This is a genomic window from Nocardioides luti (genome assembly GCF_014212315.1).
Taxonomy (GTDB): Bacteria; Actinomycetota; Actinomycetes; order Propionibacteriales; family Nocardioidaceae; genus Nocardioides; species Nocardioides luti.
The window spans coordinates 222,570-238,891 of the sequence record NZ_JACKXE010000001.1 but is presented as its reverse complement, the minus strand read 5'-3'; the positions used below and the strand labels follow the sequence as shown (position 1 = coordinate 238,891).

Genomic DNA, 16,322 nt, shown 5'->3' with positions numbered 1-16,322 from the left:
TGGTGGGTGGTGCGGGTCAGCCGACGAGACCGCGGAGCAGTGCGGCGGTGTCGTCGCAGTGCTCCTCCATCGCCACGCGGGCGCGCTCCGCGTCGCCGCGGAGGACGGCGCGGACGACGGCGGCGTGCTGCCGGTCGGAGTGGGCGATGTTGGCCTCGAGGACCGGGATGGCGAGGAGCATCTCGTGCAGCGTCGACTGCACGGCGGTGACCGCCTCGACGACGCGCGGCGAGCCGGTGAGGGCGGCGAGCGTGAGGTGGAAGCGCGAGTCGGCCTGCCGGTGCTCGGCGGGCCGGCGGGCGGCCGCGACGGCCAGGTGGGCCTCCTCCAGCTGGCTGCGCCGTGCGTCGTCGAGCGTCACCCGGGCGGCGAGGTGCGCGGCACCCGGCTCGACGATGCGCCGGTAGTCGAGGGCGTCGAGCCAGTCCTGGCGTCGTGCGGCGGAGGTCCGCGCGGCCGCCCGGGCCGAGGGCGACCGCGGCTTCAGCGTGACGACCGTGCCGCCGCCCCGGCCACGTCGGGTCTCGACGAGCCCGGCCTCGCGCAGTGCCGCCATCGCCTCGCGCAGCGTGGCTCGCGAGACGTGCAGCCGGGCCGCGAGGTCGCGCTCGGGGGGCAGCGTCGAGCCGAGCGGGTAGACCCCGAGCCGGATGGTGGTGGCGAGCTGCTCGACGCAGGCCTCGAAGGCGTGGTGCCCGCGCACCGGGCGGAGCACGGCCTCCCGCAGGTCGTGCACCCCGGCCGGAGGTGCGGCGTCGGGGGCCGGGGAGGCCGTCATGGTGGTCATCCTCGATTCGCGGGTGCCGGGTGTCAATCACCCAGCGCTGCTCAATGGTCTGAGTTCATACCAATTTAACGAGTGACTATGGACGGTCGGAACGGCGCGGGTCTAGCCTCCGTCAACATCAGCAGTCCTGACCACCGGAGAGTGCCAGCATGCCCGAAGCAACCGAACCGAAAGAGCTGTCCGAGGACGAGAAGCACCTCGCCCGTCTCGGCTACTCGCAGGAGCTCAACCGCACCTGGTCGAGCTTCTCCAACTTCGCCATCTCGTTCTCGATCATCTCGATCCTGGCGGGCTGCTTCACGACCTTCTACCAGGGCTGGAACAACGGCGGACCGATCGCCATCTCCTGGGGCTGGCCGATCATCTCGCTGTTCATCCTGATCATCGGCTTCACGATGTCGGAGCTCGTGTCGGCGTACCCGACCTCGGGCGGCATCTACTGGTGGGCGGCCAAGATGGGCGGTCCGGCGGCCGGGTTCTTCACCGGCTGGCTCAACCTCATCGGGCTGCTCGCGGTCACCGCGTCGGTGGCGTACGGCGCCGCGACGTTCGTCGACCTGACGCTGACGACGGTCTCCTCGGGCTGGGCCGACGGCTACAGCCTGACCCGGATCTACGTCATCTTCCTGATCATCCTGGTCATCGCCGCGGGCCTGAACGTGTTCGGCGGGCACCTGATGGCGATCGTCAACAACATCTCCGTGTGGTGGCACGTCGCCGGCGCCGCGATCGTGATCCTGGTCCTGGTGTTCATCCCGGACACCCACCAGGCGCTCAGCTGGGTGTTCACCCACGAGGTCAACAACTCCGGCTTCAACGACAACCAGACCTCCGGGCTGAAGTTCTGGTTCCTCGTGCTGCCGCTCGGGCTGCTGCTGACGCAGTACACCATCACCGGCTTCGACGCCTCCGCCCACCTGTCCGAGGAGACCTCGGCCGCCTCGGAGGCCGCCGCCAAGGGCATCTGGCGCTCCATCGCCTACTCCGCGATCGGCGGCTACGTCCTGCTGCTCGCCTTCCTGTTCGCGGTCCAGGACCCCGAGGGCGTCTCCGCCGGCGGCGGCAGCGTCGACGTGATCTTCGGCCAGGCGCTGCCCGAGGGCTGGCACTTCCTGGTGCTGCTCATCTCCACGGCCGGCCAGCTCTTCTGCACCGCCGCCTGCATGACCAGCTGCTCGCGGATGACCTTCGCCTTCAGCCGGGACGGCGCGATCCCCGGCTCGAAGATCTGGTCGAAGGTCAACCCGAAGACGAAGGTCCCCACCAACGCCGTCCTGCTCTGCGCGGTCGTCGGCGCGGTCATCACCGCCCCGGCCCTCGTCAGCGTGAACGGGCTCCCGGTCGCCTTCCTCGCGGTCGTCTCGGTCGCGGTCATCGGGCTCTACCTCGCCTTCGCGGTGCCGATCTTCCTGCGCTGGCGGCTCGGCGACGACTTCGAGCCCGGCTCGTGGCACAACGGCCGCAAGTACAAGTGGATGAACCTCATCGCGGTCGCCGAGATCGCCGTCATCTCCGTCTACTTCATCCTGCCGTTCACGCCGACCGGCGTGCCCGGCAACGCCGACTTCGCCTGGAGCAGCGTGAACTACGCGCCGATCCTGACGTTCGGCACGTTGATCGTCCTCGCCATCTGGTGGCAGGTGTCGGCCAAGAAGTGGTTCACCGGCCCCAAGCACACCATCGACGAGACCGTCCTCGAGGCGTTCGACAGCTGACTCGCGTGTCCCAGCCGCACGCCGAGCTGGAGGCCCTGCTGGACCGGATCCCGGTCCTGCAGGGCCATCCACGCACCGTGGTCGAGCTCCCCGGCGGCCTCACGAACCAGAACCTCCACGTCACCACGCCCGTCGGCGACCACGTCGTACGCCGCTTCCGCGGCGACGCCGCGCTGCTCGGGATCGACCGCGACGCCGAGCACCTCAACACGCTCGCCGCCGCGGCGGCCGGCGTCGGGGCGCCCGTCGTGGACTACCGCCCGGACCTCGGGGTCCTCGTGATCGCCTACCTCGACGGGATGACGTTCGACAACGCCAGCTTCGCGGTGCCGGGCAACGTCCCGCGGGTGGCCGAGGCCTGCCGGCGCCTGCACGCGGGTCCGCGCTTCCACGGCGACTTCGACATGGTGCGGCGCCGCACGGCCTACCGGCGCACCGTCGCCGAGCGCGGCTACGCGCTCTTCGCGGGGTACGACGACCACGAGGCGGCCTGGCAGCGGGTCGCGGCGGCTCTCGCCGTGGACGCACCGACGAGCGTGCCGTGCAACAACGACCTGCTCGCCGGCAACATCGTCGACGACGGGAGCAGGCTCTGGCTGATCGACTACGAGTACAGCGGCAACAACGACCCCGCCTTCGAGCTGGGCAACACGGCCACCGAGTGCGAGCTGGACGACGACCAGGTGGCCGAGCTGACCGCCTGCTACTTCGGCCGCGAGACCCGCCGGGACCTGGCCCGGGTCCGGCTCCAGGCGCTCGCGTCGCAGTACGGCTGGTCGCTGTGGGGCGCGATCCAGGCGTCGGCCAGCGACCTGGACTTCGACTTCCTCGCGTGGGGGCAGGAGCGCTTCGACAAGGCCGCCGCGACCTTCCGCAGCCCCGACCTCGAACGGCTCCTGGAAGAGGTGACCTCCGGTGGTTGAGGGGGCCGCGCACCCCGCACCTCTGGTTGAGGGGGCCGCGCAGCCCGCACCGCTGGTTGAGGAGGTTGCGCAGCCCGCACCGCTGGTTGAGGAGGTTGCGCAGCCCGCACCGCTGGTTGAGGAGGTTGCGCAGCCCGCACCGGTGGTTGAGGAGGTTGCGCAGCCCCCACCGGTGGTTGAGGAGGTTGCGCAGCAACCGTCTCGAAACCACCTCCCCGACCGGGCGCGGGTCGTCATCGTCGGTGGCGGCGTGATCGGGGCCTCCGTGGCCTACCACCTGACCCGACTCGGCTGGACCGACGTCGTGCTCCTCGAGCAGGGCAGCCTGTCGTGCGGCACCACCTGGCACGCGGCCGGGCTGGTCGGGCCGTTGCGGGCGTCCGAGAGCGGGACCCGGCTGGTGCAGTACTCCGCCGAGCTCTACGCCCGGCTCGAGGCCGAGACGGGTCTCGCCACCGGCTACCGCAACGTCGGCGGGCTGATCGTCGCCCGCACCGAGGACCGGATGGTCCAGCTGCGGCGCACGGCCGCCAACGCGACGGCGTACGACATGGCCTGCGAGCTGGTCAGCGCCGACCGCGCGCAGGAGCTCTGGCCGACGATGCAGGTCGACGACGTGCTGGGTGCGATCTGGCTGCCCGGCGACGGCAAGGTCAACCCGACCGACCTCACGCAGTCCCTCGCACGGGGAGCACGGCAGCAGGGCGCCCGGATCGTGGAGCGGTGCCGGGTCACCGGCTTCGACGTCACCACCGACGGCGCCGGCCGCCGCCGCGTCACCGGGGTGCGGACCGACCTCGGGCACGTCGAGGCCGAGGTGGTCGTGAACTGTGCCGGCCAGTGGGCCAAGGCGCTGGGGGAGCTCGTCGGGGCGACCGTGCCGCTGCACTCGGCGGAGCACTTCTACGTCGTGACGGACCCCGTCGCCGGCGTGCACCCGGACCTGCCGATCATGCGCGACCCCGACGGATGGACCTACTTCAAGGAGGAGACCGGCGGCCTGGTCGTCGGCGGCTTCGAGCCGCACGCCCGGCCGTGGCGCTCGCCGGACGACCTGCCCCACCCCTTCGAGTTCCAGCTCCTCGACGAGGACTGGGACCACTTCTCGGTGCTGATGGAGCAGGCGGTCCACCGGATCCCGGTGCTGGCCGAGACGGGTATCCGGAAGTTCTACAACGGGCCCGAGTCCTTCACCCCCGACAACCAGTTCCTCCTCGGCCAGGTGCCGGGGGTCGCGGGCTACTTCGTCGGCGCCGGCTTCAACTCCGTGGGCATCGCCTCGGCCGGCGGCGCGGGCCGGGCACTCGCGGAGTGGATCGTCGCGGGGGAGCCGACGACCGACCTGGTGGGAGTCGACGTCCGCCGCTTCGCGCCGTTCAACGCCGACAACGCCTGGCTGCGCGACCGGGTGGCCGAGGTGCTCGGCCTGCACTACGCGGTGCCGTGGCCGAACCGCGAGCCGCAGACAGCGCGCGGGGTCCGTCGCTCACCGGTGCACGACCGGCTCGCCGCGTCCGGCGCCGTCTTCGGGACGCGGATGGGCTGGGAGCGGCCCAACGTCTTCGCCCCGTCACCGGCCGAGGCGCGGCTGGACTACGCCTGGGGCAAGCCGTCCTGGCTGCCGTGGTCGGTGGCCGAGCAGCGCGCCACCCGTGAGGCGGTCGCCGTCTTCGACCAGACGTCGTTCTCGAAGTACATCGTCGAGGGACCCGACGCCCTGGCCGGTCTCCGGTGGGTCTGCGCCGCCGACGTGGACGTGGCCACCGGCGGCTGCGTCTACACGCCCTTCCTCAGTGCGCGCGGCACCTACGAGGCCGACCTGACCGTCACCCGCACCGGCCCCGAGGCCTTCCTGCTGGTCTCGAGCTCGGCCACGACCGTCCGCGACCTCGACTGGCTGGACCGGCACGCGGGTGCGGCCGAGGTCCGCGACGTGACCGACGCCTACGCCGTGCTGGGCGTGATGGGTCCCGCCTCCCGCGACCTCCTCGGACGGCTCGGCGACGCGGACCTCTCCGAGGGGGGATTCCCGTTCGCCACCAGCCGCGAGGTGACGCTGGGTGGTGTCGGCGTGCGCGCGACCCGGATGACGTACGTCGGCGAGCTCGGCTGGGAGCTGATGGTGCCCGTCGAGCACACCGGCGCGCTCCACGACCTGCTGCTCGCCGAGGGCGCCGACCTCGGCGTGCGCACGGCCGGCTACTACGCGATCGAGTCCCTGCGTCTCGAGAAGGGCTACCGCGCGTTCGGTCGCGAGCTCACGCCCGACGTCACGCCGGTCGAGGCGGGCCTCGTCTTCGCGACGGCGCTCCGCGGTGACAAGGACTTCCTCGGCCGCGCCGCGCTGGCGGCGCACCGCGAGGCGCTCGCAGCCGGCGGGCCGCGACGCCGGGCCGTCTCCTTCGCGGTCGAGGACCCCGCACCGATGCTGTGGGGCGGCGAGCTGCTGCTGCGCCACGGCGTCCCCTGCGGCCAGGTCACCAGCGCCGCGTGGGGCGCCACCGTCGGGGCGTCGGTCGGGCTGGCGTGGCTGCGGAGCGACGAACCGGTCACCGCCGACGGGCTGGAGGCCGGTGGCTTCCAGGTGGATGTCGGGGGTGACCGGTTCGGGGTGCGGGTGACGCTGCGGGCGCCGCTCCGCTGAGCGCGCTGTGCCAGGTCAGCCGGCGTGCGTGTCCGACTCGACGACCGGGTCGGACGCGTGCTCCTTCGCCTTGTCGTCCTGGCCGCCGGGGCCACCGAGGTCGGCGTCCGCGCGGACGAGCTCCTCGATCTGCTTGGCGGTGTCGGCGTCGACGTTGCGCCAGTACTCGAAGGCACGCTCCAGGACGTCGCCCTCCACGCCACCGAGCAGGTGCCCGGCCACGGTCTTGACGAAGCTCGCCCGGATCTCGTCGTCCCAGACGTCGCGCACCAGCGCGCCGGCCTGGCTGAAGTCGTCGTCGTCCGCACGCAGGGTGTAGGCCTGGCGCACCATGGCGCCGTCGGTCTCCCAGCTCTCCTCGACCTCGCCGACGTTGTCGGCGTAGCCGCGGCCGAAGGTGTTCGGGGCGTAGACCGGGTCGTCCTGACGGTGCTCGTAGGCCATCGCGCCGTCCTGGGTGTAGGTGTTCACCTCGACGCGGGGACGGTTCACCGGTAGCTGCAGGTAGTTGGCGCCGATGCGGTAGCGGTGCGTGTCCGAGTAGGCGAAGGCGCGGCCCAGCAGCATCTTGTCCGGGGAGAACCCGATGCCCGGCACCAGCGCCGACGGCTCGAAGGCCGCCTGCTCGATCTGGGCGAAGAAGTTGTCGGGGTTCCTGTTCAGCGTCATCGTGCCGACCTTGATCAGCGGGTAGTCGCTGTGGGGCCAGATCTTGGTGAGGTCGAACGGGTTGATCCGGTAGGTCTTCGCGTCGTCGTACGGCATCGCCTGGATCGAGAGCGTCCAGCTCGGGAAGTCGCCGGCCGCGATCGACTCGCTCAGGTCGCGGCGGTGGAAGTCCGCGTCCTCGCCGGCGATCCGCGTCGCGTCGGCGTCACTCAGCGCCTCGACGCCTTGGTCGGAGTGGAAGTGGTACTTCACCCAGTGCTTCTCACCGGCCGCGTTGACCCAGAGGAAGGTGTGGGAGCCGTAGCCGTTCATGTGGCGGTAGGTCTTCGGGATGCCCCGGTCGCCCATCAGGTAGGTCACCTGGTGGGCCGACTCCGGGTTGAGGGTCCAGAAGTCCCACTGCATGTTGTTGTCGCGCAGGCCGTTGCCGCCGCGCCGCTTCTGCGAGCGGATGAAGTGCGGGAACTTCATCGTGTCGCGCACGAAGAAGACCGGGGTGTTGTTGCCGACGAGGTCGTAGTTGCCCTCGGTCGTGTAGAACTTCAGCGAGAACCCGCGCGGGTCGCGCCACGTGTCGGGGGAGCCCTGCTCGCCGGCCACGGTCGAGAAGCGCGCGAGCATCTCGGTGGTCGTGCCCTGCTGGAAGAGCGCCGCCTTGGTGTACGCCGACACGTCCTCCGTCGCGACGAACTCGCCGAAGGCGCCGGAGCCCTTGGCGTGCACGTTGCGCTCCGGGACGCGCTCGCGGTTGAAGTGCGCCATCTGGTTCAGGAAGTGCACGTCGTGCAGCAGGATCGGGCCGTCGGGCCCGATCGTCAGCGAGTTGCGGTCGCTGGGCGCCGGGGCGCCGTTGTCGGTCGTGGAGCCGAGCTCGGCTTCCTTCGAGGGAGCCGTGGTGATGGACGAGCCGTCAGAGGTCATTCCTCGACTGAACAGCCGTTTCTTGAACAAGTCAAGAAGATCCACCCCGTGGGGTGAGGACGCTGGCCCGTCGCCAGCCGGGGCTACCTGGTGTCGGCGAAGTTGAGGACGCCGACGAACCGGCCCTGGCTGTCGAGGCGGACCCCGACCCCCGCGCGGTTGGCGCGCTTCTTCAGGATGATCACGCGGTGCTCGGGCGAGTGCATCCACGCCTTGACCATCTGGCCCGGCGTGATCAGGGTCCCGCGCACGAGCGTCTCGCCGACCCAGGACAGGTTGCACTTCCTCAGGATCTTGTTCTGGTTGCGGTGCTCGAAGAGCCCGGTGTCGGCGAGGTGACGCGCCCAGCTCTCCGAGAAGTGGTCCACGCAGGAGGAGAAGTAGCGCACCGGCGTGAGGTCGTGCGCCTTGCGCGCCTTGTTGATGCCGATGACGACCCGGTTCTCGTACTCCGTCAGGTGCGTCAGCGGGTCGAGCGAGGTGTCGGGCGCCGGGACCTTCCACACCTTGGCCGAGGCGCTGCCTCCGGGCAGCACGAGGACGAGTGCGAGTGCCAGCAGCGCGAAGGTGGCTGCCAGGCGGGCCATGACACGTGACATCGGTGCTCCGTTCAGTACCCCCGGTGGTCTGACGGGACGAGTTTCCCGGTGTGCTGCGTCACGTCGCGTCCTCCGATCGGTCATTTCGCGTAACCCGGAGTTTGACCGGACGTTGAGCGGGCACAAGTCACACGACGCAACCGACTCGGCGGATGCGGCAGTCCGAATCATCAATTCTTTCTGTCGCTGGGGGGGACCCAGCAGAAGCTCTGGAGACGCTCATGTCTGCATCACTCCGCCTGCGTCGCACGCTGGCTCTCACGTCCGCGGTGGTCCTCACCAGCTGGGGCACGGTCGCCGTCGCGTCCGCCGACCCCGGCAACGGGAACTCCGGCGGCAACAGCGGTGCCCACGGCCAGGGCAACGCGCCCGGCCAGACCAAGGACAAGTCCAAGGACGACAAGAAGGACAAGGACAAGGACAAGGGCAACAACGGTCACCACAACGGCAACGGCAACGGCAACGGTGGCGGCAACGGTGGCGGCAACGGCAACGGTGGCGGCAACGGCAACGGTGGCGGCAACGGCAACGGCAACGGCAACGGCAACGGCAACGGAAACGGTGGCGGGAACGGCAACGGCGGCGGCAACGGCGACCCGGCCGGCAACAACGGCACCATCAAGATCACCCCGCTCGGCGAGCAGGACGGGACGCCGGACAACAACCCGCACGTGACCTGCGGCTTCCAGATCGAGTGGTACGGCTTCGACGAGGGCGACTACTACTCGCAGGTCTCCTTCGCGATGCAGGCGCCCACGAAGGACGCGACCATCACCCCGAACGGCCCGCTCTCGGTCTTCGTCGGTGAGGACCCCGCCAGCGGTGCGGGCACCGACAGCGGCCTCGACGCCCGCGAGAGCTACTACCCGACCTTCACGGGCACCCCGCACCCGAAGCAGGGCTTCCACGTCAAGGTGACCGTCGCGACGCCGTTCTCGCACGGCAACGACACCAAGTCCAAGGTCTTCTGGGTCCAGCCGTGCTCCGACGAGGTCGCGGGCGACGAGGGCGAGACGCCCGGCACCCCCGAGACCCCCGGCACGACTCCGGAGACGCCCGGCGCGGGCGCCGAGACCCCGGGGGCCGACGAGACCACCAGCACCACCGACGTCCTCGGTGAGCAGGCCTCCACCGGCGACACCAACGACACCGAGGTCCTCGGTGAGCAGGCCAACGCCGACGAGACCAACGGCACGCAGGTGCCCACCGCCGTCGACGCCGGCGAGGGCGGCAACTCGGCCCTCGACTGGGTCCGCTCCCCGCTGCCCCTCCTGGTGATCGGCCTCGGTGCGCTGCTGGCGATCGCCGCGATCGTGTCGCGGCGCCGCACCCGTGCCGACGTCTGAGTCCACCTCGCGCCGCGGCCGCCACTCCTGGTGGCTGGCCGCGGCGGGGGTGGCCCTCGTCGCGGGCGGGCTCGCGGCGTACTACCTGCAGAGCCCCCAGGCCGTCAGTGCGGATCCCTCCGGGGCTGCTCCGACGGTGACGGGCTCACCGAGCGCCGAGGCCTCGGTCGAGCCGGTCCGTGAGGCGGTCCCGGCGAAGCGGGTCTCGGGCATGCCCACGCGCGTGGTCATCCCGGCGCTGAAGGTCAATGCCGTCGTGCTCCCCATCAAGGCGCCCGGTGGCACGCTGATCCCGCCGAGCGACCCGCAGGAGCTCGGCTGGTGGGCGGCGGGCGCGCGACCGGGAGCCGCACGCGGCAGCGCGCTGGTGACGGGCCACACCGTGCACACCGGCGGCGGGGCGCTCGACGACCTCGAGACGCTGCACCGCGGTGACCGGGTCCGGGTCAAGACGTCGCACGGCTGGATCGCCTACGACGTGCAACGCGTCCACGTCTACAGCAAGGGCAGCGTGGCCGACCACGCCCAGCGGCTCTTCAGCCAGAAGGTGCCCGGCCGCCTGGTCCTCATCACCTGTGAGGACTGGGACGGGTCGCGCTACCTCAGCAACGCCGTCGTCACGGCGGTGCCCGCCGTCTGACGGCATGAGTACAGTCGAGAGCAGCAGTGCCGGGGGGACCGGCAGCAGTGCCGGGGGGCCGGCAGTAGTGCCGGGGGGCCGGCAGAAGTCGGAGCAACACTGATGTCACGTCTTTGGGGACAGGGAGTCGTCGCGGTCGCCGCCGCACTCGTGCTGGTCGTCGGGGGGCCCGCGCTCGCGCAAGCGCGTCCGGGCCACGGGCACGGCCATGGCGGTGGCCACGGCAACGGGCACGGCCCGGGCGGTGGCCACGGCAACGGGCACGGCCCGGGCAAGGGCCCCGGACACGGGCCGGACAAGGGTCCCGGCAAGGGCCACGGGAACGGCCACGGGAACGGCCACGGGAACGGCCACGGCAACGGCAACGGAAACGGGCCGGGCCCCGGCAACGGCCCCGGCAACCCCGCACCGCCCGGTCAGGCCGGCACCCAGCCGGCGCCCGCGTCTCCGCCGGGGGCCGGGCACCACCACCAGCACCACCACAAGAACAAGGGCAAGGGCCACGTCGGTCGCGACGGCGGCCGACACCACGGCGCGAAGAAGCACGCCGGCAAGCACCACGCCGCCCGGCACCGCCCGGCGCAGGCCGGCGGAGCGCCGCGCACCGTCGCGCGCCCGACGTCGCTGCCCGCCACCGTCGTCGGGACCGCGAGCCGGGGGCCGGCCCTCGGGGTCGACGCGGTCGAGGCCGGCGTGGGCTCGCTGGCCGACCTCTACGGCACGACGCTGCAGCGCCCCGGCAAGCTGCTCGCGCAGACCGTGGCCGTGCACACGCCGCTGGGCTTCGTCAGCGTGACGTCACCCGTCGTCGAGTGGCTGACCGACCCGGTGTCGCTGCTGTTCCTCGCGCTGCTGCTCGCCCTGGCCTGGCTGGGCCTGCTCATCCAGATGACGCCGCCGCCGACCTATCGCCCGCGGGTGCGCTGACCGCACGCCGGACGACGAACCCGGCCACCAGCGCGCCCAGGGTCCCGAGCGCCTCGTCGCCGAGGGTGTCCTCGTAGGCCGTGTCGAGCTCGGTGCCGTGCCGGATGAAGGTGTACCACTCACCCAGCTCCCAGCCGATGGCGAGCGCGGCACCCAGGCCGGTGACGAGCAGCACCACGGCCCAACCGGGCCGGACCCGACCGCACAGCAGCAGGCCCAGACCTGCGCACAGCAGCAGCCAGTTGGCGAAGTGGTTCAGGTCGTCCCACCACACGACCGCGTCGTACAGGTCGAGGCTGTTGCCGGTCACGTCGACCAGGAACGGCAGCATGACCAGCGTGAAGGCGCCGTACGGCGGGCGCTCGCTGCGCCGACGACCGGCCACGACCCACCAGACGGCCGGGGCGAGGAGCATCAGCAGGGGATAGGCCACGAGACGCGCGCCGAAGGCCTTGTCGGCGAAGCGGTCGATCCCGGGCCACCACTCGGCGACCGCCAGCTGGGCGACGGTCAGCAGCAGGACCAGGGCGGGCAGCCACGCGGGGCAGCGACGGACGGGCATCCGTGCATCATGGCCGGAATAGGGCCGGGCGCGATGCCGTTCTGCTGATAGTTTGATCTTCAATCAGCAACGGAGCAGGAGTGGTCATGCAGTTCGGCATCTTCACCGTCGGGGACGTGACGCAGGACCCCACGACCGGTCGCACCCCGACCGAGCACGAGCGGATCAAGGCCCAGGTCGCGATCGCGAAGAAGGCCGAGGAGGTCGGGCTCGACGTCGTCGCCGTCGGTCAGCACCACAACCCGCCGTTCGTCGCATCGTCGCCGACCACGACGATGGCCTACATCGCCGCGCAGACCGAGCGGATCCTCCTGTCCACCTCCACGACGCTGATCACGACGACCGACCCGGTCCGGATCGCCGAGGACTACGCCACCCTGCAGCACCTCACCGACGGCCGGATGGACCTGATGATGGGCCGTGGCAACACGGGACCGGTCTACCCGTGGTTCGGCAAGGACATCCGCGAGGGCATCAACCTGGCGATCGAGAACTACGCGCTGCTGCACCGCCTGTGGCACGAGGACGTGGTCGACTGGCAGGGCCGGTTCCGCACCCCGCTGCAGGGCTTCACGTCGACGCCCCGCCCGCTGGACGGCGTCGCACCCTTCGTCTGGCACGGCTCGATCCGCAGTCCCGAGATCGCCGAGCAGGCGGCGTACTACGGCGACGGCTTCTTCCACAACCACATCTTCTGGCCGCCCTCGCACACGCGTCAGATGGTCGAGCTCTACCGCCGGCGCTTCGAGCACTACGGGCACGGCGCCGCGGACCAGGCGATCGTCGGCCTCGGCGGCCAGGTCTTCATGCGGAAGAACAGCCAGGACGCGGTGCGGGAGTTCCGTCCGTACTTCGACAACGCGCCGGTCTACGGTCACGGCCCGTCGCTCGAGGAGTTCACCCGGCAGACCCCACTGACCGTCGGGTCGCCGCAGGAGGTGATCGAGCGGACGCTCGGCTTCCGGGAGTACGTCGGGGACTACCAGCGCCAGCTGTTCCTCATGGACCACGCGGGGCTCCCGCTGACGACCGTCCTCGAGCAGCTCGACCTGCTCGGCGAGGAGGTCGTGCCGGTCCTGCGCCGCGAGTTCGACGCCCTGCGCCCGGCCCACGTGCCGGACGGCCCGACCCACGCGGCGCGGGTCGCCGCGCTCGACACCACGACGGCCACGACCGGCGACCGGAGCGAGGTGCCCGCGTGACCCGCGTCGCCGTGGTCAGCGCCGGCCTGGGCGTGCCCTCCTCGACGCGGCTGCTCGCCGACCGGCTCGCGGAGGCGACCGACCGGGCGGTGGGCGGCCACGCCGAGATCGACGTGGTCGAGCTGCGCCCGCTCGCGCACGCGCTGGCGGACCACCTGCTCACCGGCTTCCCGAGCGGGGACCTCGCCGCTGCGATCGACACCGTCCGCCGTGCCGATGCCCTGATCGTCGTCACGCCGGTGTTCTCGGCGAGCTACTCCGGTCTCTTCAAGACGTTCGTGGACGTGCTCGAGCCCGGCCTGCTCGACGGCACGCCGGTGCTGATCGCGGCGACCGCAGGCACCTCGCGGCACTCGCTGGTGCTGGAGCACGCGCTGCGGCCGCTGTTCGCCTACCTGCGCGCCGTCGTCGTCCCGACCGGGGTGTTCGCGGCGAGCGAGGACTTCGCGGACCCGCGGCTCTCGGAGCGGATCGAGCGGGCGGCAGGCGAGCTGGCCGGACTCCTCACCGGACGTCGCGGCCTGCACGTCGTGCGCGACGGGTTCACCGACCCGGTCTCGTTCGACGAGCTGCTCAAGCGGGCGGGGTCGTCCCCGACCGCCTGAGCCCTCGCCGCTGTGCTCAGTGCTGGTAGGTGCCGTGCAGGATCGCCCGGCCGGCGGTCTTGAAGGCCAGGTTGAAGGACACGACGGCCGGCGACGCGTCCGCGTCGACGCCCAGCGTCTCCTCCTTCACCGCGTGCACGACGAAGAAGTAGCGGTGCACCTGGTCGCCCTGCGGAGGAGCGGCACCCATGAAGCCCTGCTCGCCGCCGTCGTTGCGGCAGTGGAAGGCCTGGCCGGGCAGGTCGCCGGCCGCGGCGCCGGTGTCGAGCGAGGTCACGTCAGCGGGCACGTCGACGAGCACCCAGTGCCAGAAGCCGCTCGGGGTCGGGGCGTCGGGGTCGAAGCAGGTGATCGTGAAGCTCTTCGTGCCCTCGGGCACGTCGGACCAGGACAGCTGGGGCGAGGTGTTGCCGGCGTCCGCGACCTGGTCGTCCTTCAGCGGCTGGCCGTCGGTGACGTCGTCGCTGGTGACGGTGAACGACGGCACCGCGGGAAGCAGGTCGTACGGGTTCGGGCTGACGGGACGGTCGAGGCTCATGTCGCTCCTAGCTCAGGGATCGGGTCGCTGCCACGTTAGTCCGCCGGCTGGGCCGTCCCAACGCGCCCGGGAACGGGGGCGGGGATGATGGGGGACGTGGACGACTTCCCGCCGTACCCCTCGGGCCTGATCCTGGCCGGCCGCCGCGTCGTGGTCGCCGGTGGTGGGCACGTCGCGCAGCGACGGGTCCCGGCCCTCCTGGCGGTCGGTGCCGTCGTGACCGTGGTGTCACCGGTCGTGACCCCGGCGATCGAGGGACTGGTCGGTGCCGGCGAGGTCACCTGGCACGAGCGTGGCTTCGAGGCCACCGACCTCGACGGTGCGTGGTACGTCATCGCCGCCACCGACGACCGGGCGGCCAACGAGCTGGTCAGCCAGGCCGCCGAGGAGCGCCGGATCTTCTGCGTGCGCGCCGACGACGCCACCCGTGCCACCGCGTGGACCCCGGCGGTGGGCCGCGAGGCGGGGGTCACGGTGGCCGTCCTGGGCAACCGCGAGCCGCGCCGGTCCGCGGCCGTGCGCGACGAGATCCTCGAGGGCCTGCGCGAGGGCACGATCGTGGCCCGGCACCAGCGCGACCGCAGCGCGGGCGTCGTGCTCGTCGGCGGCGGACCGGGTCACCCCGACCTGATGACCGTCGCCGGCCGCAAGGCGCTGATGGAGGCGGACGTCGTCGTGGCGGACCGGCTCGCCCCGCGCGAGCTGCTGAGCGAGCTGCCCGCCGACGTCGAGCTGATCGACGTCGCGAAGCTGCCGCGGGGCCGCTCGGCGCTGCAGGAGGAGATCAACCGGGTCATCGTCGAGCGCGCCCTGGCCGGCAAGCGGGTGGTGCGCTTCAAGGGCGGCGACAACTTCGTCTTCGGCCGCGGCTACGAGGAGGTGCTCGCGTGCCGGGAGGCCGGGGTGCCGGTGACGGTGATCCCCGGGCTGAGCAGCCCGATCGCGGTGCCGGGCATCGCGGGCATCCCGGTCACCCACCGCGGGATCGCGCACGAGTTCACGGTGATCTCCGGGCACCTGCCGCCCGGGCACCCGGAGTCGCAGGTCGTGTGGGACGCGGTGGCGCGGCTGAACGGCACCGTCGTGCTGATGATGGCCGTGCAGAACGCCCCGGCCATCGCGGAGGCCCTGGTCGCGGGCGGTCGGGCGGCCTCGACGCCCGTCGGCGTCGTCTGCGACGGCACGATGCCGGGGGAGCGGACCGTGCTGGCGACGCTCGGCACCCTGGCGCACGAGCTGGAGGCCCAGGCGGTCAAGGCGCCCGCGATCATCGTGGTCGGTGAGGTCGTCGCGGTGGCGCACCCCGAGGCCTTCGGCGGTCGGGCAGCCGGTGAGGCACGAACCGGCGTGCCGAGACCCTGATGGCCACCTTGCACGAGATCTCCGACCCGGCAGACCCGCGGCTCACCGACTACCGCGACCTGCGCGACGTCCAGATGCGCAAGCACCTCGAGGCCGAGAACGGGCTCTTCCTGGCCGAGGGCGAGAAGGTCGTGCGCCGCGCGGTCGAGGCCGGCTTCACGCCCCGCTCGTTCCTCATGGCCCCGCGGTGGCTGGACGGCCTGGCCGACGTGCTGGCGACCACCGAGGCGCCCTGCTTCGTGATGAGCGAGGCGCTCGCCGAGGAGGTCACCGGCTTCCACGTGCACCGTGGCGCGCTCGCCTCGCTCGAGCGGCTCCCGCTGCCGTCGGTCGACGAGGTCCTCGACGGCGCGCGCTCGGTCCTGGTGCTCGAGGACATCATCGACCACACCAACGTCGGCGCCATCCTGCGCAGCGGTGCCGCCCTGGGCTTCGACGCCGTGCTGCTCGCCCCCCGGTGCGCGGACCCGCTCTACCGCCGTTCGATCAAGGTGGCGATGGGCGCCGTCTTCACGATGCCGTGGACCCGGCTGCCGGACTGGTACGACGCGCTGCCGTCGCTGTCCGCACGCGGCTTCACCACCGTCGCCCTGACCCTCACCGAAGACGCCACCCCGGTCGAGGACGCGGTCGCGGGGCTCGACCGGGTCGCCCTCGTGCTCGGGTCCGAGGGCCACGGGCTCTCGCCGCGCTGGGAGCAGTCCGCGGACCGCCGGGCGATCATCCCGATGAGGGAGGGCATCGACTCGCTCAACGTCGCGGCGGCCACGGCGGTCGCGTGCTATGTCACCGCCCGGCGCTGACGGGCCGATCGCGTCACACTTCTTTACCTTTCCTCCTGATTCCGCTGCGGCGCCGGGGGCCGGCGTGCGAATGTCTAGC

Annotated in this window: 15 protein-coding genes; 10 read left to right on the top strand and 5 right to left on the bottom strand. The window is 71.7% G+C overall.

Going from position 1 to position 16,322, the window contains the following annotated elements; genetic code table 11:
- Window positions 1-16: 16 nt before the first annotated feature.
- Entirely contained in the window at window positions 17-778 is a 762-nt protein-coding gene (locus tag H5V45_RS01065) for a FadR/GntR family transcriptional regulator (protein WP_185251222.1), read from the bottom strand.
- Window positions 779-936: 158 nt separating this feature from the next.
- Between H5V45_RS01065 and H5V45_RS01060 the strand changes: the two genes are divergently transcribed.
- The 3 genes from H5V45_RS01060 (at window position 937) to H5V45_RS01050 (ending at window position 6,069) form a co-directional block, all read left to right on the top strand.
- The gene (locus H5V45_RS01060; RefSeq protein WP_185251221.1) at window positions 937-2,502 is read left to right on the top strand and encodes an amino acid permease; all 1,566 of its coding nucleotides are present in this window, start codon (window positions 937-939) and stop codon (window positions 2,500-2,502) included.
- 5 nt (window positions 2,503-2,507) lie between these two features.
- Window positions 2,508-3,425, top strand: a complete 918-nt coding sequence (locus H5V45_RS01055; RefSeq protein ID WP_343061365.1) for a phosphotransferase — start codon at window positions 2,508-2,510, stop codon at window positions 3,423-3,425.
- A 172-nt stretch (window positions 3,426-3,597) separates the two neighbouring features.
- The gene (locus H5V45_RS01050) at window positions 3,598-6,069 is read left to right on the top strand and encodes an FAD-dependent oxidoreductase (RefSeq protein ID WP_185251220.1); all 2,472 of its coding nucleotides are present in this window, start codon (window positions 3,598-3,600) and stop codon (window positions 6,067-6,069) included.
- A 15-nt stretch (window positions 6,070-6,084) separates the two neighbouring features.
- On the opposite strand, the gene H5V45_RS01045 is transcribed toward H5V45_RS01050, so the two are convergent.
- Together H5V45_RS01045 and H5V45_RS01040 are read right to left on the bottom strand one after the other, a co-directional pair.
- A complete protein-coding gene (locus H5V45_RS01045; protein ID WP_185251219.1) occupies window positions 6,085-7,659 on the bottom strand; it encodes a catalase in 1,575 nt (524 codons plus the stop codon).
- 83 nt (window positions 7,660-7,742) lie between these two features.
- Window positions 7,743-8,246 (bottom strand): CAP domain-containing protein, encoded by a 504-nt coding sequence (locus tag H5V45_RS01040; RefSeq protein ID WP_185251218.1) that lies wholly within the window; start codon window positions 8,244-8,246, stop codon window positions 7,743-7,745.
- Between the two features lie 233 nt (window positions 8,247-8,479).
- Here H5V45_RS01040 and H5V45_RS01035 point away from each other — a divergent pair, with 233 nt between their 5' ends.
- The 3 genes from H5V45_RS01035 to H5V45_RS01025 all read left to right on the top strand — a co-directional run bounded on the left by H5V45_RS01035 (window position 8,480) and on the right by H5V45_RS01025 (window position 11,171).
- Window positions 8,480-9,604, top strand: a complete 1,125-nt coding sequence (locus tag H5V45_RS01035; protein WP_185254746.1) for a hypothetical protein — start codon at window positions 8,480-8,482, stop codon at window positions 9,602-9,604.
- Window positions 9,591-10,244 (top strand): class F sortase, encoded by a 654-nt coding sequence (locus H5V45_RS01030; protein ID WP_343061364.1) that lies wholly within the window; start codon window positions 9,591-9,593, stop codon window positions 10,242-10,244. Before H5V45_RS01035 ends, H5V45_RS01030 begins: the two co-directional genes overlap by 14 nt.
- A gap of 102 nt (window positions 10,245-10,346) precedes the next feature.
- Complete coding sequence (locus H5V45_RS01025; RefSeq protein WP_185251217.1) at window positions 10,347-11,171, top strand: hypothetical protein; 825 nt, start codon at window positions 10,347-10,349, stop codon at window positions 11,169-11,171.
- Here the strand turns inward: H5V45_RS01025 and H5V45_RS01020 are convergent.
- Window positions 11,125-11,733, bottom strand: a complete 609-nt coding sequence (locus H5V45_RS01020) for a DUF2238 domain-containing protein (protein ID WP_185251216.1) — start codon at window positions 11,731-11,733, stop codon at window positions 11,125-11,127. The two genes, H5V45_RS01025 and H5V45_RS01020, sit on opposite strands and share 47 nt — an antisense overlap.
- A gap of 86 nt (window positions 11,734-11,819) precedes the next feature.
- Between H5V45_RS01020 and H5V45_RS01015 the strand changes: the two genes are divergently transcribed.
- Complete coding sequence (locus H5V45_RS01015; RefSeq protein WP_185251215.1) at window positions 11,820-12,935, top strand: LLM class flavin-dependent oxidoreductase; 1,116 nt, start codon at window positions 11,820-11,822, stop codon at window positions 12,933-12,935.
- Complete coding sequence (locus tag H5V45_RS01010; RefSeq protein WP_185251214.1) at window positions 12,932-13,540, top strand: CE1759 family FMN reductase; 609 nt, start codon at window positions 12,932-12,934, stop codon at window positions 13,538-13,540. The genes H5V45_RS01015 and H5V45_RS01010 overlap by 4 nt, the downstream gene beginning before the upstream one ends.
- 16 nt (window positions 13,541-13,556) lie before the next feature.
- Here the strand turns inward: H5V45_RS01010 and H5V45_RS01005 are convergent, their stop codons facing one another.
- A complete protein-coding gene (locus H5V45_RS01005) occupies window positions 13,557-14,078 on the bottom strand; it encodes a YbhB/YbcL family Raf kinase inhibitor-like protein (RefSeq protein WP_185251213.1) in 522 nt (173 codons plus the stop codon).
- Window positions 14,079-14,174: 96 nt separating this feature from the next.
- Here H5V45_RS01005 and cobA point away from each other — a divergent pair, with 96 nt between their 5' ends.
- Window positions 14,175-15,440, top strand: a complete 1,266-nt coding sequence (gene cobA, locus H5V45_RS01000) for a uroporphyrinogen-III C-methyltransferase (RefSeq protein WP_343061363.1) — start codon at window positions 14,175-14,177, stop codon at window positions 15,438-15,440.
- Window positions 15,440-16,243 carry a TrmH family RNA methyltransferase gene (locus tag H5V45_RS00995; protein ID WP_185251212.1) on the top strand — a complete coding sequence of 268 codons (804 nt, stop codon included), beginning with the start codon at window positions 15,440-15,442 and terminating at the stop codon, window positions 16,241-16,243. Before cobA ends, H5V45_RS00995 begins: the two co-directional genes overlap by 1 nt.
- The last annotated feature ends 79 nt before the right edge of the window (window positions 16,244-16,322 follow it).